Consider the following 25043-nt stretch of genomic DNA (forward strand, 5'->3'; position numbering starts at 1 on the left):
GGAGCGGTCACGCGGCGTCGGGTGGCGTGTCGAGGCAGCGGCGGCGAACCAGCGCTTCGGCGCCGCCAGGGCCGAGCGCCGTCAGCGACCGCCCCTCGTCGTCGAGCCGAAAGCGGTGCTCGACCCTCCGGACCTCGCCCTCGCCGGTGAGTTCGACCGTGAACGCCGCCTCGTCCGGCGCTGGCCGAGCGACCGCCAGGATCGGCCCCGAGCTTTCGTGAAACGACAGCCGGCCGGCGCCCACCACCAGGCGGGTTTCGCGACCGGGCGCACAGTCCGTCGAAGTCGCGGCCCAGACTCCCCGGAAATCCTTGGGCGCCTCCGGTGGCGCCACGGGCTGTTCCGGCGATGCGGGTTCGGGCGGCGGCGCGGGCCTGACCGCGGGCTTTGGCGTCAGCAGCGTGATCGCTCCGACGACGGCGACGCCCACCGCGGCGGCGGGAAACAGATGTCGACGCATCCTTCTTGAAGACCCGCGCCGACGCGGGGTTCCCGGAGTACAGCCCCGGGGGGCGTCTGAAACGAAAAGGGCCCCGTCACCGGGGCCCTGGGGTCGGCGGCCGATGGGGTGCGGCCGCCTCGGGAGGGGCGGATCAGGCCGCCACGCCCGACATCCCGAGCGTCGCAAAGCCCACGATCAGGGCCAGCATGGCGGTCATCAGGAGGGGCGGAGCGGCGGTGCGGATCAGGTTCGTCATGGCGAGAGAGCGTTTCAATGCGGTCTTGGGTTCCTGGGACCCCGTGGGGAGCGGGGGTGTCCGTGTGGACGACCCAGGGAATAGCACTGCTTCGGTTTATGAATGATCAGCGATTTCGCACGGTCGCTATGCGTTTTTTGTGCAGACTGCGCGCATCCGGCGCCGCCGCGCTTTCGTGGCGTGCGGAGCTTGCGCTCCCGCGACGGTGGAAACGCCGGGCGAGCACAGCGGGGCCGGCTCTTGGTCAGTCGCCGCGGGCCGCGGCGATACGCGCCTCGATCGCCTCGCGCTCGGCCTCGGTCTTGCCCGCCCACCAGTCGCGGACCGCGTCTCCGGTCAGCGGCGTGACCCAGTCGCGATAGGCCTCCATCTGCCCCTGCGGGAAGCCGTTGGCGAGTCCGCGCAGATGGCGATCGAAGAACCCCATCACGAAGTCGTTCTGGGCGCCGATCGTCACGCGGGCCGGCGTCGATCCGAACAGCGCGTCGCGGGCCGGCCTTCGCACGAACAGCGAGAAGTCCGACAGCCCCAGGTGCTTCGACTCGCGGAGCTGCACACGATAGAGGTCGGACTTGGCGCCCGCCCCACCGAAGCTCTCGTAGGAGAATTCGTTGAAGCTGTGCGCCGGACCTTCGACCTCGGCGCCGAGCTGCCGGGACAGGCCCGTCAGGTCCGAATGGAACATCAGGAACGGGACCGGCATGTCCCGGCCGAACGCCTGGAACGGGAAATCGCCGCCATCCAGGTTGACGCCCGCCCCGCAGCGCGGGTCGAGGATGCAGACCGTGCCCGACGTGGCGCCGCCGAACGACATGCCCATCTCGCCCACCCTATCCAGCCGGGCGGCGGCGGCGATCTCGCGGATCGGGGCCGGGACGTCCCCGCCCTGGAGCCTGTCGTGGACGAGCATCCGGTCGGCGGCCCAGATCACGCCGCTCTTGAGCAGGCGGTCCCCCCGGCCCGCCAGCGCGGCCTCGCGCAGCCGGAGATAGCCATCCAGCCGGTCGTCCAGCGTGGCCCCGCCGATGGCCCGGCGTTGCAGCGCGGCGGTCTCCTGGGCGTCCGGGGATTCCTCGCGGGCCAGCCGGAACAGCTCGGGATCGGCGGGCGCCACGTCGCCGTCGGGGAACACCGTGGTCGATGAATCGTAGGTGTGCTGCACCGAGACGACCACGTAGCCGTGGCTGGCCAAGTGCTCCATCAGCGCCGTGTTCTGGGCCAGGAACGAGGTGTAGCCGTGGCTGTAGAAGACGGTCGGCAGTCCCTTCGCGCCGGCGAGCAGCGGCGCATCCTCGTAGCTGTGGGTCCGGACGTGCTTCACATAGGTGAAGAACGGCGGGAAGCCCACGAGCGCGCCGAGCGTACGGGCCGTATGCCGGGCCTCCGTGTCGGAGAAATAGGCCCTGGGCCGCGCGCCCTTGACCGGACTCGCCGGATACCACACCCGCACCAGCAGGCGCCGGGGCTCATCGGGCCGCGCGGCGATCAATCCGGGACGGCCGGGGTCGGTCACCTCGAAGCTGCGGACGCCCACCGGATGCGGTCCCGCCGGCTTCGGCAGCGGCCAGACGGGGAACAGCACCAGAGCCATCACGGCCGCGGCGGCGAGCAACGTGACCAGCGGTCCCGAAACCCACGGCAGGCCGGTCCTCGGCGGCGTCCTGCGAAGCCGGCTGGCGAGCAGCCCCAGCAGCAGAACCGCGGCGGCGACCACACCCGCGCCCGCCTGCCACCGATCGTCCCAGATCCCGGCCAGGCCCACGACGAGAGCGGCGCCCGCCAGGACGGTCAGCCAACGTCCGCGATGCGGCGTCCGCCGGATCCACCAGACCGCCACGAACGCCGCCAGCGCGGCGATGAGCAGGATATCCAGTATGGTCATGCGCCCCTCCGCCACCACATCCGACACGAGTTGCGAAAGGCCCGCAACCATGCGCCGCGCGCGTTCAGTCGCGCAGGCTGCGGAACGTGACGGAGTAGCGGTGAGCCTTGGCCTCGGGAAGGCTGTGTTCCCAGTCCATGCGCGCCGATCCGGCCAGGACATAGGCCGACCGCGGGGCCAGCGGCGCCTGCATCCGCTCGAAGCCGTCGGCGGCCCGCCGACGGAACCGCATCATCGCCGGCGAAAGCAGCGAGACGCCGACGATGCGGTCGAACACCGGCCGGTCGCGATGCCACCCGATCGGCGCGCCGGGCCGGTACTCGTTGATCAGAACATGGACGAGTTCGGCCGGTCGCAGACCCGCGAAGGCGGCGGCGCGGGCGCGGAGGGGTTCCAGCCAGTCCGGGATCGGGCCTCCATCGGCAAGTCGCCCGGACGCGCCGTCATAGCGTCGGCCGAAGTTCACGACCCGGCGGCGCGCCGAGACGCCCCGGAAGCGGAAGGGTTCGAACGGAAGTTCGGCGAACCGGACCGCAAGCGCCGCCTCCTCGGGCGCCGAGATGAAGTCGGCCCGGTAGGAGAAGCCATCGGGGCCGCACGGTAGGTCGTCGAAGAGATTCATCCCGCGCATGTGGGCGTGCGCCGGGGCGGCGGGAAGACACCCCGCGCCTGGATCCTCAGGCGACGAGTCGGCCGACGCGCGGGAGCGCCGCCGAGGGGCGACGCCCTTGCGGGGTCACGCAGCCGTGATCTTGACCCAGCGACGGGACGGCCGTTGCGGCGTTGACCTTCCGCGGCCCTCGACCGCCAATCGGAACAGCGGCCTGTCCGCGAGCGAGGTTGCGTATGGACAAGGCCGCACCGCCCGGTCCCGGGGCAGCGCCCGGCATCACGCTAGGAGCGCGCGACGCCATCGCCATCACCGTGGGGATCGTGGTCGGGGCCGGGATCTTCCGCACCCCGTCGCTGGTGGCCGGCGCGGCGTCCAGCGAGGCCATGGTCTATGTCGCGTGGATCGCCGGCGGCCTGATCTCCATCGTCGGCGCGCTCTGCTACGCGGAACTGGCCTCGGCCTTTCCCAGCGCTGGCGGCGACTATCATTTCCTGAAGCGGGCGTTCGGCGGGCGGCTGGCCTTTCTCTATGGCTGGGCGCGGCTGTCGGTGATCCAGACCGGCTCGGTGGCGCTGCTGGCCTTCGTGTTCGGCGACTACGCGAGCCAGATTCTGTCGCTGGGGCCCTATTCCTCGGCGCTCTACGCCGCCGGCGCCGTCATCGCGATCACGGCCGTCCAGTGGGTGGGAGTGCGTGCGGGGGCCCAGGCCCAGTTCTGGCTGACCCTGGCCGAGATCGCCGGGCTGACTGCGGTGATCGTCGCGGGTCTGCTGATCGCGCCGGCGGCGGCGCCCCAGATCGTGACGAGCGAAGGCGGCGCCTTCGGCCTGATGATGGTGTTCGTCCTGCTGACCTTCGGCGGCTGGAACGAGGCGGCCTATGTCTCGGCCGAGCTCAAGGATGCGCGCCGACGCATGGCGCCGGTGCTGATGTTCAGCCTGGGCTTCATCACGATCCTCTACCTCCTCGTCAACGCCGCCTACCTGCGGGCCCTGGGCCTGGCCGGGGTGGCGGGGTCGCAGGCCGTGGCCGCCGATGTCATGCAACTCGCGTTCGGTCCCCTGGGCGCCGGCCTGATCAGCGCCTTCGTGGCGGTCGCCGCCCTCACCTCGGCCAACGCCACCGTGTTCACCGGCGCGCGCACCGCCTGGGCCCTGGGGCGAGACCATCCGCGGCTGGCGATCTTCGGCCGCTGGGACGAGACCTCGGGCTCACCCCGCAACGGACTGATCGTCCAGGGCGCCGCCGCCCTGGCCCTGGTGGGCCTGGGCGCCTTCGCTCGGGACGGCTTCCAGCTCGCAGTGGACTACACTGCGCCGGTCTTCTGGAGCTTCTTCCTGCTCGTCGGCGTGGCCCTGTTCCGACTGCGCCGCACCGAGCCACACGCCGAGCGGCCCTTCCGCGTGCCGCTCTACCCCGTCCTGCCGGCGCTGTTCGTGCTGACCAACGCATATCTGCTGTATTCCAGCCTGGCCTACACCGGGCGCGGGGCCCTCCTGGGTCTCGCCATCCTGGCTCTGGGCGGGCTGCTCATGATCCCCCTGCACAACAAGGAGACGCCCCGTTGAAAGCGTATGCGCTCGCCGCCGCGGCCCTGACCCTCATCGCCTGCCAGGCGCCCCCCAGCATCGTCGAGGCGCAGGCCCAGCCGCAGGGTTCAGCGCCGCTGCGGACGCCGGACGTCATCTATGTGCCGACACCGCACAACACCGTCGAGGCCATGCTGGCGCTGGGTGAGGTGAAGTCGGGCGACGTGCTCTACGACCTCGGTTCGGGCGACGGGCGCATCCCGATCGCCGCAGCCAAGAAGTTCGGCGTCCGGGGCGTGGGGATCGACATCAACCCCGAGCGCATCGCCGAGGCCAACGCGAACGCCAAGACCGAGGGCGTCGCCCAGCTCGTCCAGTTCCGCAACGAGGACCTGTTCACCGCCGACTTCAAGGACGCGACGGTCATCACCCTCTACCTGCTGCCCAGCCTGAACGTGAAGCTGATGCCGCGACTGCTGGAGCTCAAGCCCGGCACCCGGATCGTCAGCCACGCCTTCGACATGGGCGACTGGGAGCCCGAAAAGACCGTCGATGTCGAGGACGGCGGCCGCATCTATCTGTGGCGCGTGCCCGGCAAGGTTGGGCGCGACTGAGACACGCCGGGAATGGCCGCTCGAGCCGGTACTCGACTAACCTCTCACGCGCCGCAAGCCTATCCCAGACGACTGATCGCCTCGGCCACCGCCTTCGGCCGCTCCAGACCGACCATGTGGCCGGCCTCGGGGATCGAGACCAGTTCGGCGCCCGCGATCCCCTTCTTGAAGCCGTGGGCGTAGACCGGCGGAATCAGGCGGTCGGAGTCGCCCCAGACGATCACCGTCTTCGCCCGGATGCGGTACAGCCGCTGCGCCAGGCCCCGCTCGGGGATGGGGAACAGGATGCGGCCGGCCATACCGAGCTGGCGTGCGTTCGTCACCAGGTAGGTCTGGAGAAATCCCGGATCGGTCACATTGCGCCCCGCGGTGAGCATGGCCGCCCCCGCCTCGGCGTCGTGGAACAGGAGCGCCGGCATCTCGTAGGGCAGGGTCGCGAAGAGGTCCGGGATCGGATGGTCGTCGTCCCATAGTCCCGCCGGCGCGATCAGCGCGAGGCGCGAGACGTCGTTCGGCTGCACCGCCGCCATCTCGGCCGCGATCATGCCGCCCATCGAATGGCCGACGAGGATCGGGTCCTTCAGGCCCAGGGCAGCGACCACGTCCCAGGTGTGGAGCGTGAAGTCCAGCATGTCGCGGATCTCGGGCGCCTCGTCCGAGTCGCCGTAGCCGGGGACGAGGGGCGCGTGGACGCGATGGGTCTTCGCGAGCTCGGCCAGCAGGGGGTCGTCGGCCGTGACGCCGCCCGCGCCGTGCAGGAACACGAGATCAGGTCCCGCGCCGCCCACCAGGCAGCGAACGGGGACCTGATGGGTCTGGATGGTCTTCGCTTCGAACATCGGACGTCCTCCTCACTCGGCCGGGATCGGGGCGCGGGCCGGCTCGGCCGGCAGCGAACCGGCCTTGGCCAGCTTCGGCAGCGGCTTGCACCAGAACCGGTCGTCGTCGGCGTAGTCGGGGAACATGTTCCGCAGATGCGGCATCACCTTCTCGGCGAAGAGTCGGGTGGAATACATGCACTTGTCGGCCGGCATGTCGCCCACGTGCATCAGGCAGAAGATGTTGCCGACGTGCAGGCCCTTGATCAGGTCCTCCATGCGCTGACGCACCGTCTCGGGCGAGCCGGCGATGACGTGGCCCTGTTCGGTGAGCTCCTCCCAGGAGAGCTGCGAATAGCCGCCCACCGGCGGCGCGTACTGGGAGAGCGCCCCGCTCTGGATGGTCTTGATCGTCCGGTAGCCCGGCGCATCCGCGAAGCCCGGATGGACGTGCAGGCAGCGGTTGTAGAAGTAGCTGACGTGCTGCTCGTAGAGCTTCTTCGCCTCGGCGTCGGTCTCGGCCACGCAGATGGTCTGGGCGAAGCCGGCGCGATAGGGGCTCTTGTCCGGCGCGCCCCGCTCCTCCACCCGGTTCCAGTAGCCCTGCATGAGCGCCTTGGCCCGCAGGTAGCCCGAGAAGCTGAGGTAGGAGTAGCTGTAGGTGTTGTCGATGCAGAAGTCGTAGGTCTCGACCGAGCCGCCGCCCGGGATGTGGATCGGCGGATGCGGCTGCTGGATGGGCCGCGGCCAGATGTTCACATGGCGCAGCTTGTTGTAGCGGCCGTTGAAGGCGAACGGGTCGCGCTCGGTCCAGGCCTTGATGATCAGGTCGTGGGCCTCCTGGTACTTCTCGCGGGTCAGGCTCGGGATCTGGCCGTAGCAGTAGTTGGTGTCCATCGAGGTGCCGACGGGGAACCCCGCGACCAGCCGCCCGCCCGAGATGCAGTCCAGCATGGCGAACTCCTCGGCCACGCGGACGGGCGGGTTGTAGAGGGCGATGGAGTTGCCCAGCACGACCAGCGCCGCATCGGTCGTCCGCCGGGCCAGGCCCGCGGCGATGATGTTGGGGCTGGGCATGATGCCGTAGCCGTTCTGGTGGTGCTCGTTCACCCCGATGCCGTCGAACCCCAGAGTCCCGGCGTATTCGAGGAGATCCATGTAGGTGTTGTAGACCTCGTGGCTCCGGGCCGGGTCGAACAGGCGCTGGTCGATGTCGACCCAGACCGAACGGTTCTTCTCCCGGAAATCTTCCGGGAGATAGGGCCACGGCATCAGGTTGAACCAGGTGAACTTCATGGGCCGATCCTCCGTCAGCGTCCCGTCTGTCGCGAGATCGCTGAACGACGATAACCCATCTGGCCCCCGCGCCAACCCGTCACGGGCGCCGCCGAAAGGTTCATAGTAATTGTCGATGTTGTTTTCTGGAAAGATCGATTTGTTTTGTTCCTCTTCGCGTCCTACCTCTGAGACGCCATCCAAAGGAGGACGACATGCAGATCGCCATGAAGACCGCGAGCTGGTCGGTGGTTCACATGACCGTCGCCATCGCCGTAGCCTATGCGCTCACCCGCAACTGGCAGGCCGCCCTGGCGGTAGGCCTCATCGAACCGATATTCCAGACCGTCGCATTCGTTCTGCATGAACGCGCCTGGAACCACGCCCGGACCCGCCGCGCGCCGGTGACGGTCCGGGCGAACGCCCGTTGAACCCGAAGGAGACGATCATGGCCGACGCCAAACAGGAAAAGGTGGCCGCGGGCCTCTCGAAGCTGCTCGCCGACACCTACGCGGTCTATCTGAAGACCCACGGCTATCACTGGAACGTCCGCGGCCCGAACTTCTCGTCGCTGCACAGCCTGTTCATGACGCACTACACCGAGATGTGGGCGGCCATCGACGTGATCGCCGAGCGCATCCGGGCGCTGGGCGCCCTGGCGCCTCAGGGCTACGCCGCCTTCGGCAAGCTCTCCGACATCAAGGACGGCGATCCGACCAAGTCGGCCGACGCCATGCTGAAGGAGCTGCTCGCCGACCATGAGGCTCTGATCGCCTCGGCCAAGGCGGCGCGCGAGGACGCGGACGACGTGACGGCCGCCGTCATCGACGACCGCGTCGACGCCCACCAGAAGCACGCCTGGATGATCCGCGCGACGCTGGGATGAGTCGCCGGAGGGCCGCAGGCGAACTGCGGCCCTCCAAGGGGAGGGCTGGCAGCAGCGCTTCCGGATGAGTGCTAATTATCTGTATTCATAGAACTTTCACGGCGACTCAGCTCTAGTGTGCCGAAGGCCGCGGCCGGAGCCCGGCCACGCGTCGGAACACGAGATCTCACATGAAGGCGTCGCCCCAATTCCGCAGGCAACTGGAAGGCTACGGCCTCACCACCGCCGAAATACTCTACCGGATGCCGGACCACCCCAGCCTGCTGCAGAGCTATGTCTGGCAGGACTACGACCTGTTCCCCGAGTTCCCCACGCTGCGGAAATTCCTGGGCTTCTGGGCGCGTACGCTGGACGGGCCGCTGTTTCGGGTGACGGTGGGCCACAACCGCCTGATCCGGCCGGCCGAACTCAAGGCGATCGGCGCCGAGTTCCGCCTGAACTGAGCACCGCGCTCGACAAGCGCCGAATCCGCATGGAGTGATGGCGCCGTGAAGTTTCCCGTCGCCCTCGCGCCCCCCCAGGCCTCCGCAGCGCCGCTCCTCGCCGCGCCACTCCTCGCCGCGCTCTGCGCCGCATTGCTGCTCGCCGGCTGCGACACCGCCCCCCAGCGCGTAGACTGTCCGACGGGCCAGATCTGCCTGGAGTACGGCAACAATTCCGAGCCCCAGACGCTCGACCCGCACAAGGCCAACCTGGTCGACGAGGCCTCCATCATCAGCGACCTGATGATGGGCCTGACCACCGACGCGCCGGACGCGTCGCCCATGCCGGGAGCGGCCACCCACTGGGAGACGACGCCCGACGGCCTGGTGTGGACGTTCCACCTGCGCGAGGCGAAGTGGTCGGACGGCGTTCCCGTGACGGCGGACGACTTCGTCTTCGGTCTCCAGCGGGCGCTCGATCCCAAGACCGCGTCGATCTACGCCTACCTGTTGTACCTCCTGAAGAACGGCCAGGCGGTGAACGAAGGCAAGGCGCCGCTCGGCGCCCTGGGCGTGCGCGCGCTCGATCCGCGCACCGTCGAGATCACCCTCGAACATCCCGCGCCCTACCTGCCGGAAATGCTCAAGCACCAGAGTTTCTATCCTGCGCCCAAACACGTGGTGGAGAAGTACGGCGACGACTGGGTGCGTCCGGGCCGCTACGTCTCCAACGGCCCGTACCGGCTGGTGACCTGGCGCCTGGGCGACCACATCTCGGTCGAGAAGAACCCTCACTTCTGGGAGGCCGACAAGGTCTGCCTCGACCGGGTGAACTACTACCCGACGCCTGACGTCGTGACGGCGGAACGGCGGGTCGCCCGCGGCGAACTGGACCTGAACACCCGTTTCCAGTCGAACCGCTATCCGAGGCTGCAACAGACCATGCCGGGTTACGCCCGCACCGGCGTGGCCCTGGCCGTGTCCTACCTGTCGTTCAACACCCGCGACGTGGCGGCCTTCAAGGACGTGCGGGTCCGCCGTGCGCTGTCGATGGCGGTTGACCGCGAGTTCATCACCGAGAAGCTGCTGCGGGCGGGCCAGGAGCCGGCCTATTCGTTCGTGCCGCCGATCACGGCGGGCCATGTGCAGACGGACGGGCCGCGCCTCAGGTGGGCGGGAATGCCCTACGCCGAGCGACAGGCCGAGGCGCGGCGCCTGCTGGCCGAGGCCGGGTTCACCGCGCAGCGGCCGCTGCGCATCACCATCACCTCCGCCAACAACACCGACACCCTTCTGCTGATGGAGGCCGTACAGGCCGACTGGCGGGCCGTGGGCGTGGAGGTGAAGCTGGAGCAGAACGAGGCGGGCGTGGCCTTCGCCGCCTATCGCAACCGCGCCTTCCAGGTCGGCTCGATGAGCTGGTTCGCCGACTTCAACGACCCCACCACCTTCCTGGGACTCTTCAAGTCCGACACGGGCGCCCAGAACTACGGCGACTACAAGAATCCCGCCTACGACGCGCTGCTCCTGGCCGCTGACAACGAACCCGATCTCGAGCGCCGCGCCCGGATCCTGGCGGAGGCGGAGCAGCTCGTCCTGGATGACGAGGCCACCATCCCGATCTTCTTCGTGGTGAACCGCAACCTCGTCAGTCCCCGTGTGACCGGCTGGGTGGACAACCCGCCCAACTATCACCGCACGCGCTGGCTCTGCCTCGATCGTTGAGGCCCGCATCCGCGGCCACAGGGTTTCCGGCGCGTCCTGCGTAATCCCGAAGGACGGATTGGGATGACAGAGGTCTGCGCGCCGACCATGGTGCGCACGGTCTGAGCCCGAGGGCTGAGCACAGGGGGCGCCGAGGTGGTGAAGGGGTCTGCGGCCGGCGCGAGTCTGGTCGTCTTCGTCTGTTTCCTGATCGCGGCCATCGAAGGCTACGACATCCAGGCCTTCGGCGTGGCCGCGCCGAAGATGGCGCCCGAGCTTGGGCTCGATCCCTCGCAGCTCGGGTGGGGCGGCAGCGCGGCCATGATCGGCCTGGTGATCGGCGCCTTCGCCGGCGGCTGGTTGGCCGACCGCTTCGGACGCAAGCCTGTGCTCGTGGGCTCGGTCGCCCTGTTCGGCGTGTTCTCGATCGTCACCGCGACCGCCGGCTCGTACGAGACCCTGCTGTGGGCGCGGCTGGCCACGGGCCTCGGATTCGGCGGCGCCATGCCCAACCTCATCGCCGTGGCGGTCGAGATCGCCCGACCCGAGCGACGCGCCGCGACGGTGGCGGCCATGTTCTGCGGGATGCCGGTCGGCGGCGCGATCGCCGCCCTGGTGGCGCGCCTCGCGGGCGAGGAACTGGACTGGCGGATGATCTTCGTCGCGGGCGGGCTCGCGCCCCTGCTGCTGATCCCGGTGATCCTCAGGTTCCTGCCCGAGACGCGTCCCGCCCACGACCCGGACGCCGATCGCAACCTGGCCCGCGCCCTCTTCACGGACGGCCGCGCGGCGCCCACGGTCCTGGTCTGGCTGGCGTTCATGCTGACCCTGGTGGTCCTTTATCTGGCGCTGAACTGGCTCCCGACATTGGTCATCGACAAGGGCCTGCCCGCGTCGGAAGGATTCGCCGCCGCCATGGCCTTCAACGCCGCCGGGGTCGTGGGCTCGCTGGCGATGGGTGCGATCACCGACCGGTGGGGCTGGCGCTGGCCGCTCGCAGCGTCCTACCTCGCGCTGGCGGCGGCGATGGCGGGGCTGGCCTGGGCGAACTCACCGGCCAGCATCCTTTCGCTGTCGGCCGCCGCGGGGTTCCTGGTCCTGGGCGCCCAGTTCGCGCTCTACGCCGTCGCCCCCATGCTCTATCCCGCCCATCTGCGCGCGGCCGGCGCGGGTGCGGCTGTCGGGGTCGGCCGCCTCGGATCGATCTTCGGGCCGCTCATCGCCGGCGAACTGCGCGGGGCCGGCGCCTCGCCGGGCGACGTCTTCATGTCGATGGCGCCCGTGGGACTCGGCGCAGCCCTGGTCCTGCTGCTCCTGGCCCGGGCGGCGAGGAACGGCGCCGACTGATCGACCCGTCCTGCGAACAAGAATGCGAATGACTCGCATATAACTGCGCGCTATAGCCGCCCCTCGAAATCCATCGGGGATCGCATGCGCACGACCACATCTCTCACCGCCCTGATCGGCGCCGCCTTCGCGACTCCCGTCCTGGTCACGCCCGCGCTGGCGGAAGAGGCCTCGCCGGGGCGCGAGATCAGCGAGGTTGTGGTCACCGCGGCGCGGACCATCCTGCCCGCCAACGCCCTGCCGCTGACCATCGAGGTGATCGACAAGTCGGCGCTCGATCAGCAGGTGACGATCTCGGGTTCGGTCGTCGATGCGGTCGCGGCCCTCACGCCGTCGTTCTCGCCGACGCGGCAGAAGATGTCGGGCGCCGGCGAAACCCTGCGCGGCCGCTCGCCGCTGTACGCCATCAACGGCATCCCGCAATCGACGCCGCTGCGCGACGGCTCGCGCGACGGCTTCACCATCGACCCGTTCTTCGTGGATCGGGTGGAGGTGATCTACGGCTCCAACGCCCTCCAGGGCATCGGCGGCGCCGGCGGGATCGTGAACCAGGTGACGGTCGGGGCGCCGCGCGACGAGGGCTTCTCCGGTCGGGCGCTCGTCCAGGCCCTCGCCGACAATGGCTTCCACGGCGACGGCTATGGCCACAAGGCGGCGGGTCTCGCGAGCTGGAAGGGCGGCGCCTTCGACGCCACCTTCGGCGCCGCCTTCGAAAGCCGCGGCGCCTACTACGACGGCAAGGGCCGCCGCGTCGGCTTCGATGCCGCACAGGGTGAGACCCAGGACAGCGACAGCTGGTCGCTTTTCGGCCGTCTCGGCTACGTCCCGCGCGAAACCGGCCGGGTCGACCTGATCCTCAGCCGCTTCCAGATCGCGGGCGACGGCGATTATGTGAGCGTCGCGGGGAACCGCGCGACGGGCGTTCCCTCCACCTCGGTCCGCGGGGTCCAGCCCACGAAGGCGGCCCGGAGCCGCACCGAGAGCGCGGCGCTGTCGTATGTGGACGACGACGTCTGGGGCGGCCACCTGTCGACGCAGGCGTTCTGGAACCGCACGCACGACCTCTTCGGCGGTGACGTCAACGCCACCTTCCAGGACCCCCGCTTCGCGCCCTTGGGCACGCTGCTGGATCAGTCCGAGAACCGTTCGCGCAAGCTGGGCGCCAAGTTCAGCTACGAGCGCGAGGTCCCCGGCCTGGAGGCGCTGACCGCCACTCTGGGGCTGGACCTGCTGAAGGACCGCACCGTCCAGGCCCTGGTCCTCACCGACCGCGCCTGGGTGCCGCCCACCGACTATCGCAGCATCGCGCCCTTCGTGCAGGGCAACCTCGCGCTGTTCGACCGCAAGCTGCGTCTGGCCGGCGGCCTGCGGCACGAGAAGGTCCGCATCAAGGTGGACGACTTCACGACCCTGGCCTCCTACGGCTCGCGCTTCGTCTCGGGAGGCGCGCCCGAATTCTCCGACCCCCTGTTCAACGCCGGGGTGATCGTCGAGCCGGTCAGGGGCGTCCGGGCCTATGTCAGCTACGCCGAGGGCTACACCGTTCCCGACGTCGGCCGCATCACGCGCTCGATCAACGTCAATGGGATCGACATCGACGACTATCTCGATATCAGCCCGATCGTCTCGAACAACCGGGAGGTGGGGCTGGAGTTCAACCGCGGCGGAATCAGCGCCAGCGCCGGCTACTTCTGGTCCACCAGCACCAGGGGCCAACTCCTGGTCCTGGTCGGCACGGTCTTCGAGGTCCAGCGCCAGCGGGTCGAGATCGAAGGGCTGGAACTGAACGTGACCGCACGCACCCCCATAGAGGGCCTGACGGTCCAGGCCGGCTACGCCGACCTGAAGGGTCGCGCCGACTCCAACGGCGACGGCCGCGTCGACATCGACCTGGACGGCGCGAACATCAGCCCCGACCGGTTCACGGCGTCGGCCAACTATGTCCGCGGCGACTGGACCACCCGGCTTCAGGTGGGCCGCTACATTCCGCGCAGCTTCGACGGCTCGGACCCGCGCAACGACTTCGAAGGCTACACCCTGGTCGACGCCTCGGTGCGCTATGACGGCGGAGCCTGGGGGGCGGTGACGCTGGCTGTCGCCAACCTGCTGGACGAGTACTACATCGACTACAACACCGACACGACGCAGCCGACCAACAACGCCCGCTTCTTCTCGGGCCGCGGCCGCACGCTCACCCTGTCGTGGGACCGCCGCTTCTGATGCGGCTTGTCGACCTCCTGCACCGTTGGACCGGCGGCCTGATCGGCCTCCTGCTGGCGGTGCTGGGGCTGAGCGGCGCGGTCCTGGCCCACAAGGACGCCTGGATCGGCGTGCCCGGCGTGCGCGACGCCCAGGCGCAGGATACGGCCGCCCTCGCCGCCGCCGCCGAACGGCTGCTGGCCGATCCGGAGACGCGCCCGCGCAGCATCGTCTTCGCCACCCGCGATTTCGGCCTCGACACCCTGAGCTATTCCGACGGCGGAGGCGGCTACGCCCGCCAGGACGGGACCGTGGTGGCGCGCTGGGCGGACAAGTGGGAGCGCCCCGAGGCCTGGCTGTTCGACCTGCATCACCACCTTCTCTCCGGCGACACCGGCGAGATCGCCGCCGGTGTCGCCGGCCTGGCCGGGCTGGGCTTCGTGGTTACGGGCCTGATCCTGTGGTGGCCGCTACGCCGGAGCTTCGAATTCCGGGCCTGGCCGAAACGGATGGCGCGCTTCCCCATCCTGCGCCATCACCGCGACTGGGGCGCCCTGCTCTCGCCGATCCTCGCAGTCTCGCTGATCACCGGGACCATCATGATCTTCCGGCCCGTCGCGGATCTCGTCCTCGGCCCCGGCGCCGCCGCCGAGGTGACCGCCGCGTTCAAACCACCGCCGCCGCACAAGGCCGCCCTGGCCGACGCCCCCGACTGGGCCGGCATGATCGCCACGGCGCGGGAGCTCTATCCCGACGCCGAGGTGCGGATACTCTCCCTTCCGCGCGGCGACGCCGGCTATGTCAGCCTCAGGATGCGACAACCTCGGGAATGGCTGCCCAACGGGCGCACCACGCTCTGGTTCGCCGCCGACACGGGCGAACTGGCCCACGTCCGCGACGCGCTGAAGCTCGCGCCCCGGGCCCAGGCCTACAACGCCCTCTATCCGGTCCATGCGGCCAAGGTCGGCGGCCTGCCCTATCGCCTGGTCATCACCTTGTGCGGTCTCGCACTGGGCGCCTTCGGGACGCTGACGGTCTGGACGTTCTGGTTCACCCGGCGAACACCGAAACGCCGGCTTGCCCCGGCGTGAGGTCTGGAGGACCGTGTCGCCCGCGCCTGACACCATCGTGAACGCCGCAAGGGCGGCGCTTGTTTTCAAGCTCGGCCAAGCCGGGGCAGGATGGGGGCAAGGAGTCCAGCGTATGCGTCCGATCTCGATCTTCGCCGTAGCGAGCCTCGTCGCGGCCGGCCTCGCCGTCGCCCTCCCGGCGGCCGCCCAGCCCCAGCCGCGCGTTCCGTCCATCGTCATGGATCACCTCCGGGGCCTGGAGGCGCGATGCCGCGCCGCCGGAGGCCAGCCGGGAGGCGGGCGGTTCATCGTGGCGCAGGATTTCACCGGCGATCGGCGGCCTGACTATCTGGTTTCGGAAGGCGACTACGTCTGTACCGGCCGCCCCAACCTGTTCCGCGAGAACGGCGAGGCGCGGGTGGACATCTTCGTCACCAACCCCAGCGGCCAGGCCCCGCGCGTGTTCTCGGACAAGCTCATCGGTTTCCGCGTGCTGGCGGGAACGCCGACCAAGATCCAGATCGCCCGCCGCGGCGCCCTCTGCGGCGCGGGCGCGGGCCCGACGACGCAATGCGCCACCCAGCTCGTGTGGAACGGACAGTCGTTCGGCGCCGGTGTCTCGGTGAGCGACGCCGACCGCGCCGGTCCTGCGGCCGCCGCAGCGCCTGCCGTTAGCGCCTCGGGCGCAGCCCCGGCCGGCGAGACCGAGACCGCCTTCCTCGCGCGCTGCCGGAAGGAGCTGATCACCCGCGACGCCGGCGCCGCCCGCTGGGCCGACGAGGAGTGCGGCGATCGCTGGAAGCATATCGTGGCGTCCCGTCCCGCGGCCGATGCGCTGATCGCCGCCCTGCCGGCTCCGGGACAGCGGCCGTCCGCCGCCGAACTCAAGGCCCGCATGACCGGCGTGCGCTGGGCGGCCCAGGCTCCGCGGGGCATGCTCGCCACCGGCCGTCTGGGCGGGCTCGAGGCGTTCGTCGAGGGCGTCGGCGCGCCCACGGGCATCGGCGTCTCATGGAACGCGACCGGCGCGGAAATCCCCTACGACGTGGTGGGCGCGCTGCGGACGCGCGGCGTCCAGGTCACCGAGATGGCGTGCGAGAAGCAGGGCGTCGGCGAAGGCGAACGGCGCTACGCGGGCGTCCTTTCGGGCCGGGCGCCGTTCACGGTCACGGTCAGCCAGCGGACTGCGCCCACCGGCGCCGCCATGAGCTTCTACAGCGCCACGCTGTCGTTGGACGGTCGCCATCCCGCGCGCGGGAGCACAGCAGGCTGCGACTTCTAGCGTCGGCCGCCCCTTCCCGTAGCTTGGGACCGCCAAACTTCGGCCCGCTGTCTCCGGCAAACCCCGTCTCGTCCGGCATGACCGGCCCCAGACCGCATGGCAAGCCTTGGAGCCCCTCATTTCCCGCACGCCGCCCGAGGGTCAGGATGGCCGCCTCTCCGCCGCCATAGGCGTCGCGCGCGTGTTGTGCGTCCTGGGGATCGTCTACGTCCATGCCTGGACCGGACTGGACGGCGCGGCCCTGGCCCGGCTCAATGATACGTCGCAAGGCCTGATGCGGTGGGCGTTGATCGAACTCCTGGGCCGGGGCGCGGTCCCCCTTCTCAGCATCATCGCCGGGTGGCTGGTCGCCGCGTCGCTGGCGCGGCGGGGATGGGAGACGTTCCTCGCCGACAAGGCGCGCTCGATCGTCGCGCCGATGGTCCTCTGGAACGCCCTGGCGATGATCCTCGTGTCGGGAGCGGCCTTCGCCGGGTGGATTCACGCCCCGACGCCGTCGAGCTGGTGGTGGACGATCGACGAACTCTTCTGCCTGGCCACCCCGAACGATATCAACGTCCAGACGCCGTTTCTGCGCGACCTCTTCGTCTGCATGATGCTGGCGCTCGGACTGGTCCGGCTGCCCAGCCCCGCACTGCTGGCGGTCGCCGGCATCACGCTCGCCTGGTCACTGTCGAGCATCTCGTTCCTGCTGTTGCTGCGCCCCTCGATCCTCCTGTTCTTCATCCTCGGAATCCTGGCGCGCCGGCACGGCTTCGCGATTCCTCTGGCGACCACGCCCCTGCGCCGGGTGACGATCGCCTATGTCGTCCTCGCCGGTCTCCAGGTCTGGCTGAAGACGTCCGGGATCGACGCCGGTGTCGATCACCCCGCGTTGCTGGCCGCCGTCGATCTGGCGACGCGATTCACGACCGCGCTGTTCTTCTGGTCACTCGCCTGGCGCCTCGCGACCAGCCGGGCCGCCGACACCCTTCTGCGCCTCGAACCCTACGCTTTCCTGATGTTCTGCTCCCACCTGATCCTGATGTGGCTGACGGGACCGGCGATCGGGGCGCTGACCGGGCCGCTGGGATCGCCCCTCTATCCTGCGTTCCTGTTGCTTCAGCCACTGCTCGTCCTGGCGGCGACACGGCTCCTGGGCGCCGGCCTCCAGGCCGCAGCGCCGCGCGCGGCGAAGCTCCTCAGCGGCGGCCGGCTCGCTTCCGCCGCACGGACATAGGGCGTGACAGGCTGGCGACGCCCCTCTCGCAGGCCAAGCATCTCCCAGCCGGGCTGGTCGGGCCATCAGCCAGGAAGAGCCAACCTTGGAATCGTGGCGGAGAGGGAGGGATTCGAACCCTCGATACCCTTGCGAGTATGCCGCATTTCGAGTGCGGTGCTTTCAACCACTCAGCCACCTCTCCGACGGGCTGCGCGGCGCGGGGTCACCGCGCCGGCTGAGCGAGCGGCGGAACTAACCCATCCATCCGCGGGGGGCAAGCGGCGGATCGTCACCCGCGTTCCGCCCCGACCCGGCCCACTCCAACCCGGCGCCCGACGATGAACTCTGGCGGCTCGCGCATCCGCCCCCACGACTTCACCGTAACAACGCCATCTGGCACGGCCCGTGCAGCGTGGCGGCCGAAGTGCACGCGTATTGTCTCAAACCGGAACGGGCTCCGCTGGGGGGCCGGCTCAATGACACGGACCTGAAAAAATGAAGATCCGCAATCTCCTGCTCGCCGCCGTCGCCGTTTCGGCCATCGCCGGCACGGCGTCCGCCGCGGTCTCGGTGAACGTGACCAGCTATTTCGACCCCGACCTGCTGCCGACCGGCCAGGTGCTGCTGGCCGACTTCAACGACCCGGGCAACCCCGAGGCCGTGCTGCTGGCGGGCTACACCCTGCAACTCAACGGTGCGACTGTGGGCGTGGGCGAGGGCGACGCCGGCTATTCCGGCACTCTGCCGAACAACTCGACCAACTATCTGACGGTCCCCGGCGCCGCCACGGCGACCTTCACCTCGGCCTCGGGCTTCAAGGCCTTCAGCCTCTACATGGGCTCGCCCGACACCTACAACTCGATCCGCTTCATCGGCGACGGGTTCGACGAAACCGTCTCCGGCGCCAACCTGTTCGGCGGCGACTCCAGCCAGGACTGGAACTGGGGCGCCCGGGTCAACTTCAGCTTCGGCGGCGCCGTGGTGAAGCAGGTCATCCTGAGTTCGGGCGCCAATTCGTTCGAAGTCGACAACGCCGCCGTGGCCGCTGTGCCGGAACCGGCCACCTGGGCCATGATGATCATGGGCTTCGGCGCCGCCGGCGCGGTGCTGCGTCAGCGTCGCCGCATGGTGGGCGCGACCTTCGCGTAAGCATTCCGAGTGTGCCCGTCGGCCGGCTTCTCTCCCCGGCCGACGCTTCCAGGACCCCCCGCCAGAGCCCGGCGGGGGGTTTCTCGTCTTGGGTCAGTCGCCGTTGCGCACCAGGTCGAAGAACTCCTGGCGTGTGCGGGGATCGTCGCGGACGTCGCCCAGCAGAGTGCTCGTGGTGAGTTTCGAACCTGGCGTGTTCACGCCACGCATGGTCATGCAACTGTGCTCGGAGACGATGACGACACCGACGCCCTTGGGCTTGAGCACCTCCTGGATCGCCTCGGCGATCTCGGCGGTCAGCTTTTCCTGGATCTGCAGTCGCCGCGCGAAGCCGTGGACCACGCGGGCCAGCTTCGAGATTCCCACCACACGATCGTTCGGCAGGTAGCCCACGTGCGCGCGTCCCAGGAACGGTAGCATGTGGTGCTCGCAGAAGCTCACCACGCGAATGTCCTTGAGCAGCACCAGCTCGTCGTATCCGCCCACCTCCTCGAAGGTGCGCTCCAGGTAAGCGCGAGGATCGGTTCCATAGCCGGCGAAGAGTTCGCCATAGGCCTTCACCACACGACGCGGCGTGTCGAGCAAGCCCTCGCGATCCGGGTCGTCGCCCGCCCATTCGATCAGCGTGCGCACCGCGGCCAGGGCGTCGGCCTCGGTGGGCTTGCCCGTCTTGTCCTCAGCCATCGTTCCTCCGGCTTCAAAGTCTCAAACGAACGGCCCCGGCCAAGGTTCAGAGGTGCGTGACAGCTTGGGCCGGGATCACTAGGTTCCGCGCCTTTCCGACCCCTCACATCCAGTTTAAAGGCTTGGCCATGGCCGATGACGCGACCGCCCACTCCGACGTCCTGAACGCGACCGCCCAGGGACAGCTCAAGAGCATCATCGAGCGCGTGGAGCGGCTCGAACAGGAAAAGGCCGAGATCGCCGAGCAGATCAAGGAGGTCTTCGCCGAGGCCAAGGGCAACGGCTTCGACGTCAAGGTCCTTCGCAAGGTCATCCGCATCCGCAAGCAGGACCGCGCCAAGCGCCAGGAAGAGGAGGCGATCCTCGACCTCTATCTCTCGGCGATCGGAGAGATTTGAGGAAGAAGCCTCCCGCTTCGCCCCTCGAGGCCCGGAAGGCGGCGACCCGGCGCGCCGCCCTCAACGCCCTGAAACGCGCCCGCCGCGCCGCCGACAAGGCCGGCGTCGAACTCTCCGACTGGGAGGGCGAGTTCCTCACCGACGTGGGCGAGCGGGTGAAGACCTACGGCCGCGCCTTCGGCGATCCCGAGAAGGGCGCGCCCGGCCAGGCGCTCTCGCTGATGCAGGCCCGCAAACTCAAGGAGATCACCGCCAAGGCCAAGGGCGTCGCTGCGCCGGGCCGCCCCGCCCGGCGGCGCCCGCCGAAGACCTGAACGCGCGTTAACCGGCCTCTTTCACCAAGTCTTCGGCGCCCGCGCGCTAAGCTGGCGCGGATGGTGGCGTGTGGAGAGGCCTTGACGGTCCGGAACACCCTGATGGCGGCGCTGGCGCTGTGCCTTCTGGCGGGTCCCGCCGCGGCGCAGAGCGGCGGTGCGCACGCCCGCTTCGCCGCGATCATGGACGAGGTGTTCGGCCCGGGCGCGTGGCGGATGACCGGCGGCTATCGCACCCCCGAACGCGAAGATCAGCTCCGAGCCCAGGGCGCCGCCACCGTTCGCCCGGGCGGCGTGTCGCGCCATTCCCTGGGCACCCCGGCCGCGCCGGGCGCCTATGATCTGGTGGTGGCCGGCCTCAGCCCGCATGAGGCGGCGGAACGCCTGCGGCGCGCCGGCGCGCCCTTCGCCCGTTACCAGCCCAAGGGCGCCCACGGGACCCAGGGGGCGCATCTCCATCTGGAACCCTGGTCCTTCGATCTGCGCGCGACCGGTCCGGTCGGATGGCCGCCGATCCTCCAGGCCCGACACACCCCGTCCCGATCGCATCGCGCCGACGTGACCCCCGGCTTTCCCGTCGTGACCGAAGGGCTTCGCCGCACAGCCCGCGCCCCGGAGGTCGACGTCGCGGCGGAGCCGGCCGTGGACGCCTCCGCATCGCCGCTGTTGGCGGTGCTTCGGGTCCGCGCACTGGGGGACGATCCCGACGCACAGATCCGGCTCGCACGGGCCTACGCCGAGGGTGACGGCGCCCCGAAGAATCTCGCCGAAGCCATGACCTGGCTGGAACTGGCCGCCGGCAATCCCAGGGCCACCGCCGAGGCGCAGACGGAAGCCCGCAACGCCCTGGCGCGGATGAAACGCCGCCGCCAGGCCGACCGCGACGCCGACCTCCTTCATGTCGCCCAGGCCGGACCGGGCCAGGGAAGCGTCACCTCGGGTCGTCGGGGCGTCATCGTCATCCCCTGACAATCGTCGCGCCCTATTGTCAGGCCCTGCGATCCCGGCCTTCTTTCGGGGCATGACCCTGAGGATTCTCCTCGTCGCACCGATGGCGCTCGCGATGTCGGCCGCGGCGGACGCCGCCACGACGGACCAGACCTGTCGCCTCCCCGCGCGGGTGGAGCCGGCGCCGGCCCGGCCCACGCCCGCCCACGAGGTTTCGCGTACGCGAACAGATCACTATCAGCTCGCCCTGAGCTGGTCCCCGGAATGGTGCCGGGGACGGTCCGACCGCCTCCAGTGCCAGGACAACAGCTTCGGGTTCATCGTCCACGGCCTGTGGCCCAGCGCCAGCCGTGGGCCCAATCCGCGCTTCTGCGCGCCCGCGCCGCCGCTGGACGCCGCCACCGTTCGCCGCCGGCTTTGCATGACGCCCTCGCCGACGCTGATGCAGCATCAGTGGGCCGCGCACGGCGCCTGCGGCTGGCGCAGCGCCGAGGCCTATTTCGACCGGACCGCCGCCCTCTGGTCCGAACTGCGGCCTCCGCGCCTCGCGGCCCCCACAATGACCGCGGGCCAGATCCGCGAGGCCTTCGTCGCCGCCAACCCCGGCATTCCACGCGCCGCGCTCCAGGTCCGCGTCGCCGCCGGCAACCGGTTGAAGGAAGTGGGGATCTGCTACGACCTGACGTACCGTCCCACCGCCTGCCCGCGCGGCGTCGGAACGCCCGACGGCGTCGTCGTACGCATCACCCCCCGACGGGCGTAGAAGGTCGGGCAGTCACGAAAGGCACGAACGGCCACAAAGTGAGCCGCCCGCCGACTCAGGCGGCGTCGGCGTCCGCCTCGCCGGCGCCCTTGACCAGGCCCTCCAGGCCTTGCTCGCGGACCTTGCGGTACAGGGTGGAGCGGCCAATGCCGAGACGTCGGGCCACTTCGCTCATATGGCCGGCGTAGACCTCGATGGCGAGCTGGATGAGGTCGCGCTCGATCTCTTCCAGAGTCCGCAGATGGCCCCGCCCGTCCAGGATCCGCACAGGCTGGTCCGCAGCCGGGACTCCGCCGTCCGTCGATGGCGTCGGCAGGGCCGGCGTGGACGCTGCGGGAGCTACCGGCGTCTCGAACTCGGGTGGCGGAGCCGCGACACCCGAGATCGCCGGGAAGTCGTAGGGCTGAAGATAGGGCGCGTCGGACAGGACGATCGCGCGATAGACCGCGTTTTCAAGCTGGCGCACGTTGCCCGGCCAGTCGTAGGCCGAGAGGCACGCCAGGGTCTCCGGCGCGGCGCCCACCACCGATTTGCCCTCCTCCACGTTGAAGCGACGGACGAAGGCGTCCAGCAGGGCGGGGATGTCGTCCTTGCGCTCGCGCAGCGCCGGCGCTTCGATCGGGAACACGTTCAGGCGGTAGTAGAGGTCCTCGCGGAACCGGCCTTCGGCCACGGCCTGGGAAAGGTCGCGGTTGGTGGCCGAGACGATGCGCACGTCCACCTTGATCGAACGCTTGGCGCCGATCGGGTCGATCTCGCTCTCCTGCAGCGCGCGCAGAAGCTTGACCTGGATGTCCAGCGGCAGTTCGCCCACCTCGTCCAGGAACAGGGTGCCGCCATTGGCCTCCTGGAACTTGCCCAGATGCTTGTCTGTGGCGCCGGTGAAGCTGCCCTTCTCGTGGCCGAACAGGATGCTCTCGACCAGGTTTTCGGGGATGGCGCCGCAGTTGACCGCCACGAAGGGCTTGCCGGCCCGGTCGGACGAGCCGTGGACGGCGCGCGCGATCACCTCCTTGCCGACACCGCTCTCGCCGGTGATCAGGATCGGGATCGAGGACTTCGCCGCGCGCTCGCCCAGACGCTTGACCATCAGCATGGCCGGCGAGGCGCCGATCAGGTCGTCGAAGGTGGTGCGGCCGTTCGCATGCTTCTTGAGCCGGTCCACCTCGCGCTGGAGCGAGCCCATCGAGAGCGCGTTCCGGATCGAGACGATGATGCGTTCGGGACTGGCGGGCTTCACGAAGAAATCGCAGGCGCCGGCCTGCATCGCCTGCACGACCGTGTCGATCCCGCCCGTGGCGGTCAGCACGATGACCGGCTGGTTGAAGCCGCGCGCGCGCATCTCGACCAGAGCGTCCTGGCCGGGAATGCCGGGCATGACGAGGTCGAGAAGGATGACGTCCACGCCGGCTCCGGCGTTGAGATGCTGGATCGCCTCGTCGCCGCTCTGGGCGTGAGCGACCGCGAACCCTTCCCGTTCGAGAACCGCCTGGATCAGGCGGCGCTGCGTCGGGTCGTCGTCGACGACCAGGACCGTTTTGGCCATATGAAAACACCCACCGATTGGGCTCTCGCCTGTTCTGGGCGAGGCCTCGTTCTTGTCCCCCTTTGGTACAGGGCAAGGGTAAAGGCGGCGTTTCGCAACCCTGAGTCAGGCGTTAACGGGCGTGGTTTCCAAGTCGGCCCCCACCCCGGCGCTCCTGTGCAGGTATGCCAAGGCCGCCGCCCGAAAAGTGGCCCCTGGATTCCGGTCCACTTTGGCGCCATGTGGCGCCATGAGCCCGCGCCGGATCGGTCCCGCCTCCCTCAGCCGCCTGCTCGGCGCGTGGCGCGCCGAGCGTGGGTCGGCCTATCGCCAGCTCGCCGACAGCCTGCGGCTGCTGATCCTCGACGGCCGCCTGCCGCTGGACGTGGTGCTGCCGGGCGAACGCGAACTGGCCGCGACCCTGGAGATCAGCCGCACCACCGTGACCGCCGCGCTCGCCCGCTTGCGGGACGACGGCTTCCTCGAACGCCGCCAGGGCGCCGGCGCACGGACGCGCCTGCCCGCCGGCCCAGGCGATCGCGGCTCGAGCCCCTTGATGCTGGGTCCTTCGACCGAGGGGCTGCTGGACCTGGGCGCCGCCGCGCCGCCGGCCTCCGAGGTGGTGCCCCAGGCGTTCGCCGCGGCGTTGGGCGATTTTCCGGCGCACCTGTCGAACCACGGCTACCTGCCGCTGGGGCTGCCCGTGCTGCGCGCCGCCATCGCCGCGCGCTACGGCCGCCGCGGCCTGCCGACGCATCCCGACCAGATCATGGTCACGAGCGGGGCGCAGCACGCCCTGGCCCTGATGCTGCGGCTGACCTGCGGGCCGGGCGACCGGGTGGTGATCGACCATCCCACCTATCCGCACGCCATCGACGCCATCCAGCGCAGTTCCTGCCGCCCGGTCCCGGTGGGCCTGCCCGGCCAGGGCTGGGATGTGGACGGCGTCGCCGCCGCCCTCCGCCAGGCGGGGCCGCGGCTGGCCTATTTCATCCCCGATTTCCATAACCCCACCGGCCAGTGGATGGGCCTCGATACGCGCGCCGCCATCGCGGCGGCGGCGGCGGCCTCGCGCACCGTCGCCGTCTTCGACGAAACCCTGATCGACCTCGCCCTGGACGGGCCCGTGCAGCCCTACGGTTTCGAGGAGCCCGAGGGCCTGGTGCGCCTGGGATCGATGGGCAAGAGCTTCTGGGGCGGCCTGCGCCTGGGCTGGATCCGCGCCGACGCCGCGACCATCCAGGCTCTGGCTGCGCGCCGCGTGTCGCTGGACCTCGGGACCCCGATCCTGGAGCAGCTCGCCGCCGCCCGCCTGCTGGCCGACGACGAACCGGCGCTGACCGCCCGCCGCACGATGCTGGCCGAACGGCGCGACGCCTTGCTGGCCGCCGTGCGCACCCATCTGCCCGACTGGCGCGTCACCCGCCCGGCGGGTGGCCTGTCCCTTTGGGCCGAACTGCCCGCCCCTGTCTCCAACGCGCTGGCCGCGACGTCGGAGCGCTTCGGCGTACGGCTGGCCGCCGGGCCGCGCTTCGGGGTCGACGGCGCCTTCGAGCGCTTCGTGCGCCTGCCCTATACGCTGCCGCCGAAGGATCTCGCCGAGGCCGCACGCAGGCTCGCCCAGGCCTACGCTCGCCTGCGGCCGACGCCGGGCCAGCCCCGCCTGACCGCCGGCGCCGTCATCTGAGGCGGCGCCCGCCGCCTGCGTTCCGCCGCGACAGG

The 25043-nt window shown here is 70.0% G+C and carries 25 protein-coding genes and 1 tRNA gene; 17 read left to right on the plus strand and 9 right to left on the minus strand.

All coding sequences use genetic code 11. The features are described from left to right. Window positions 1–7 precede the first annotated feature (7 nt). The 4 genes from ABS78_RS05010 to ABS78_RS05025 form a co-directional block, all read right to left on the minus strand. A complete protein-coding gene (locus tag ABS78_RS05010; RefSeq protein ID WP_293375660.1) occupies window positions 8–460 on the minus strand; it encodes a hypothetical protein in 453 nt (150 codons plus the stop codon). A 133-nt stretch (window positions 461–593) separates the two neighbouring features. Beyond that, window positions 594–716 (minus strand): hypothetical protein, encoded by a 123-nt coding sequence (locus ABS78_RS05015; RefSeq protein WP_293375662.1) that lies wholly within the window; start codon window positions 714–716, stop codon window positions 594–596. Between the two features lie 226 nt (window positions 717–942). Then, window positions 943–2580, minus strand: a complete 1638-nt coding sequence (locus ABS78_RS05020) for a hypothetical protein (RefSeq protein WP_293375664.1) — start codon at window positions 2578–2580, stop codon at window positions 943–945. A 64-nt stretch (window positions 2581–2644) separates the two neighbouring features. Next, window positions 2645–3211, minus strand: coding sequence for an alpha-ketoglutarate-dependent dioxygenase AlkB (locus ABS78_RS05025; protein ID WP_293375666.1), 567 nt, complete (start codon window positions 3209–3211; stop codon window positions 2645–2647). 215 nt (window positions 3212–3426) lie between these two features. On the opposite strand from ABS78_RS05025, the gene ABS78_RS05030 reads away from it, so the two are divergent. Together ABS78_RS05030 and ABS78_RS05035 are read left to right on the plus strand one after the other, a co-directional pair. Continuing rightward, window positions 3427–4761: an amino acid permease gene (locus ABS78_RS05030; RefSeq protein WP_293375668.1), complete on the plus strand. Its 1335-nt coding sequence runs from the start codon at window positions 3427–3429 to the stop codon at window positions 4759–4761. Continuing rightward, entirely contained in the window at window positions 4758–5336 is a 579-nt protein-coding gene (locus ABS78_RS05035) for a class I SAM-dependent methyltransferase (protein ID WP_293375670.1), read from the plus strand. Before ABS78_RS05030 ends, ABS78_RS05035 begins: the two co-directional genes overlap by 4 nt. 59 nt (window positions 5337–5395) lie before the next feature. Here the strand turns inward: ABS78_RS05035 and ABS78_RS05040 are convergent, their stop codons facing one another. Next, window positions 5396–6175, minus strand: coding sequence for an alpha/beta hydrolase (locus ABS78_RS05040; RefSeq protein WP_293375672.1), 780 nt, complete (start codon window positions 6173–6175; stop codon window positions 5396–5398). A gap of 12 nt (window positions 6176–6187) precedes the next feature. Next, complete coding sequence (locus tag ABS78_RS05045) at window positions 6188–7450, minus strand: LLM class flavin-dependent oxidoreductase (RefSeq protein WP_293375674.1); 1263 nt, start codon at window positions 7448–7450, stop codon at window positions 6188–6190. 194 nt (window positions 7451–7644) lie between these two features. Here ABS78_RS05045 and ABS78_RS05050 point away from each other — a divergent pair, with 194 nt between their 5' ends. From ABS78_RS05050 to ABS78_RS05090, 9 genes are all read left to right on the plus strand, one after another. Beyond that, window positions 7645–7860: a DUF2061 domain-containing protein gene (locus tag ABS78_RS05050; protein ID WP_293375676.1), complete on the plus strand. Its 216-nt coding sequence runs from the start codon at window positions 7645–7647 to the stop codon at window positions 7858–7860. Window positions 7861–7877: 17 nt separating this feature from the next. Further along, window positions 7878–8315 (plus strand): Dps family protein, encoded by a 438-nt coding sequence (locus ABS78_RS05055; protein ID WP_293375678.1) that lies wholly within the window; start codon window positions 7878–7880, stop codon window positions 8313–8315. Between the two features lie 170 nt (window positions 8316–8485). After that, a complete protein-coding gene (locus ABS78_RS05060; protein ID WP_293375680.1) occupies window positions 8486–8758 on the plus strand; it encodes an usg protein in 273 nt (90 codons plus the stop codon). A gap of 45 nt (window positions 8759–8803) precedes the next feature. Further along, entirely contained in the window at window positions 8804–10462 is a 1659-nt protein-coding gene (locus ABS78_RS05065) for a peptide ABC transporter substrate-binding protein (RefSeq protein ID WP_293375682.1), read from the plus strand. A gap of 135 nt (window positions 10463–10597) precedes the next feature. After that, window positions 10598–11788 carry a 3-(3-hydroxy-phenyl)propionate transporter MhpT gene (gene mhpT / locus ABS78_RS05070; RefSeq protein ID WP_293375684.1) on the plus strand — a complete coding sequence of 397 codons (1191 nt, stop codon included), beginning with the start codon at window positions 10598–10600 and terminating at the stop codon, window positions 11786–11788. 84 nt (window positions 11789–11872) lie between these two features. Then, entirely contained in the window at window positions 11873–14008 is a 2136-nt protein-coding gene (locus ABS78_RS05075) for a TonB-dependent receptor (protein ID WP_293375686.1), read from the plus strand. Beyond that, window positions 14008–15078: a PepSY-associated TM helix domain-containing protein gene (locus tag ABS78_RS05080; protein WP_293375688.1), complete on the plus strand. Its 1071-nt coding sequence runs from the start codon at window positions 14008–14010 to the stop codon at window positions 15076–15078. Before ABS78_RS05075 ends, ABS78_RS05080 begins: the two co-directional genes overlap by 1 nt. Window positions 15079–15190: 112 nt before the next feature. Further along, window positions 15191–16339 carry a hypothetical protein gene (locus ABS78_RS05085; protein ID WP_293375690.1) on the plus strand — a complete coding sequence of 383 codons (1149 nt, stop codon included), beginning with the start codon at window positions 15191–15193 and terminating at the stop codon, window positions 16337–16339. 106 nt (window positions 16340–16445) lie between these two features. After that, window positions 16446–17558 (plus strand): acyltransferase, encoded by a 1113-nt coding sequence (locus ABS78_RS05090; RefSeq protein WP_293375692.1) that lies wholly within the window; start codon window positions 16446–16448, stop codon window positions 17556–17558. A 94-nt stretch (window positions 17559–17652) separates the two neighbouring features. Here ABS78_RS05090 and ABS78_RS05095 read toward each other — a convergent pair. Next, a tRNA-Ser gene (locus ABS78_RS05095) sits at window positions 17653–17742 on the minus strand. Between the two features lie 293 nt (window positions 17743–18035). Between ABS78_RS05095 and ABS78_RS05100 the strand changes: the two genes are divergently transcribed. Then, window positions 18036–18689, plus strand: coding sequence for a PEPxxWA-CTERM sorting domain-containing protein (locus ABS78_RS05100; RefSeq protein WP_293375694.1), 654 nt, complete (start codon window positions 18036–18038; stop codon window positions 18687–18689). Window positions 18690–18782: 93 nt separating this feature from the next. Here the strand turns inward: ABS78_RS05100 and folE are convergent, their stop codons facing one another. Further along, entirely contained in the window at window positions 18783–19373 is a 591-nt protein-coding gene (folE, locus tag ABS78_RS05105) for a GTP cyclohydrolase I FolE (RefSeq protein WP_293375696.1), read from the minus strand. A gap of 128 nt (window positions 19374–19501) precedes the next feature. On the opposite strand from folE, the gene ABS78_RS05110 reads away from it, so the two are divergent. From ABS78_RS05110 to ABS78_RS05125, 4 genes are all read left to right on the plus strand, one after another. After that, window positions 19502–19771, plus strand: a complete 270-nt coding sequence (locus ABS78_RS05110) for a DUF2312 domain-containing protein (protein ID WP_293375698.1) — start codon at window positions 19502–19504, stop codon at window positions 19769–19771. After that, window positions 19768–20085: a hypothetical protein gene (locus tag ABS78_RS05115; protein ID WP_293375700.1), complete on the plus strand. Its 318-nt coding sequence runs from the start codon at window positions 19768–19770 to the stop codon at window positions 20083–20085. Before ABS78_RS05110 ends, ABS78_RS05115 begins: the two co-directional genes overlap by 4 nt. Before the next feature lie 81 nt (window positions 20086–20166). After that, window positions 20167–21054 (plus strand): hypothetical protein, encoded by an 888-nt coding sequence (locus ABS78_RS05120; RefSeq protein WP_293375702.1) that lies wholly within the window; start codon window positions 20167–20169, stop codon window positions 21052–21054. Window positions 21055–21106: 52 nt separating this feature from the next. Further along, complete coding sequence (locus tag ABS78_RS05125; RefSeq protein ID WP_293375704.1) at window positions 21107–21796, plus strand: ribonuclease T; 690 nt, start codon at window positions 21107–21109, stop codon at window positions 21794–21796. A 55-nt stretch (window positions 21797–21851) separates the two neighbouring features. Here ABS78_RS05125 and ABS78_RS05130 read toward each other — a convergent pair whose 3' ends face one another. After that, window positions 21852–23342 carry a sigma-54 dependent transcriptional regulator gene (locus tag ABS78_RS05130; RefSeq protein WP_293375706.1) on the minus strand — a complete coding sequence of 497 codons (1491 nt, stop codon included), beginning with the start codon at window positions 23340–23342 and terminating at the stop codon, window positions 21852–21854. Window positions 23343–23571: 229 nt separating this feature from the next. On the opposite strand from ABS78_RS05130, the gene ABS78_RS05135 reads away from it, so the two are divergent. Next, window positions 23572–25008 carry a PLP-dependent aminotransferase family protein gene (locus tag ABS78_RS05135; protein ID WP_293375708.1) on the plus strand — a complete coding sequence of 479 codons (1437 nt, stop codon included), beginning with the start codon at window positions 23572–23574 and terminating at the stop codon, window positions 25006–25008. Window positions 25009–25043 lie beyond the last annotated feature (35 nt).

Origin of the sequence: Phenylobacterium sp. SCN 70-31, from assembly GCF_001724605.1 — a bacterium.
GTDB lineage: Bacteria > Pseudomonadota > Alphaproteobacteria > Caulobacterales > Caulobacteraceae > Phenylobacterium.

Bases quoted from the DNA above. Each gene is read 5' to 3' on its own strand.
- ABS78_RS05040 (WP_293375672.1), bottom strand. From the start codon at position 6,175: ATGTTCGAAGCGAAGACCATCCAGACCCATCAGGTCCCCGTTCGCTGC.
- ABS78_RS05110 (WP_293375698.1), top strand. From the start codon at position 19,502: ATGGCCGATGACGCGACCGCCCACTCCGACGTCCTGAACGCGACCGCC.
- ABS78_RS05060 (WP_293375680.1), top strand. From the start codon at position 8,486: ATGAAGGCGTCGCCCCAATTCCGCAGGCAACTGGAAGGCTACGGCCTC.
- ABS78_RS05050 (WP_293375676.1), top strand. From the start codon at position 7,645: ATGCAGATCGCCATGAAGACCGCGAGCTGGTCGGTGGTTCACATGACC.
- ABS78_RS05045 (WP_293375674.1), bottom strand. From the start codon at position 7,450: ATGAAGTTCACCTGGTTCAACCTGATGCCGTGGCCCTATCTCCCGGAA.
- ABS78_RS05020 (WP_293375664.1), bottom strand. From the start codon at position 2,580: ATGACCATACTGGATATCCTGCTCATCGCCGCGCTGGCGGCGTTCGTG.
- ABS78_RS05075 (WP_293375686.1), top strand. From the start codon at position 11,873: ATGCGCACGACCACATCTCTCACCGCCCTGATCGGCGCCGCCTTCGCG.
- ABS78_RS05100 (WP_293375694.1), top strand. From the start codon at position 18,036: ATGAAGATCCGCAATCTCCTGCTCGCCGCCGTCGCCGTTTCGGCCATC.
- ABS78_RS05135 (WP_293375708.1), top strand. From the start codon at position 23,572: ATGAGCCCGCGCCGGATCGGTCCCGCCTCCCTCAGCCGCCTGCTCGGC.
- ABS78_RS05010 (WP_293375660.1), bottom strand. From the start codon at position 460: ATGCGTCGACATCTGTTTCCCGCCGCCGCGGTGGGCGTCGCCGTCGTC.
- ABS78_RS05030 (WP_293375668.1), top strand. From the start codon at position 3,427: ATGGACAAGGCCGCACCGCCCGGTCCCGGGGCAGCGCCCGGCATCACG.
- ABS78_RS05080 (WP_293375688.1), top strand. From the start codon at position 14,008: ATGCGGCTTGTCGACCTCCTGCACCGTTGGACCGGCGGCCTGATCGGC.
- folE (WP_293375696.1), bottom strand. From the start codon at position 19,373: ATGGCTGAGGACAAGACGGGCAAGCCCACCGAGGCCGACGCCCTGGCC.
- ABS78_RS05130 (WP_293375706.1), bottom strand. From the start codon at position 23,342: ATGGCCAAAACGGTCCTGGTCGTCGACGACGACCCGACGCAGCGCCGC.
- ABS78_RS05025 (WP_293375666.1), bottom strand. From the start codon at position 3,211: ATGCGCGGGATGAATCTCTTCGACGACCTACCGTGCGGCCCCGATGGC.
- ABS78_RS05055 (WP_293375678.1), top strand. From the start codon at position 7,878: ATGGCCGACGCCAAACAGGAAAAGGTGGCCGCGGGCCTCTCGAAGCTG.
- ABS78_RS05125 (WP_293375704.1), top strand. From the start codon at position 21,107: ATGACCCTGAGGATTCTCCTCGTCGCACCGATGGCGCTCGCGATGTCG.
- ABS78_RS05085 (WP_293375690.1), top strand. From the start codon at position 15,191: ATGCGTCCGATCTCGATCTTCGCCGTAGCGAGCCTCGTCGCGGCCGGC.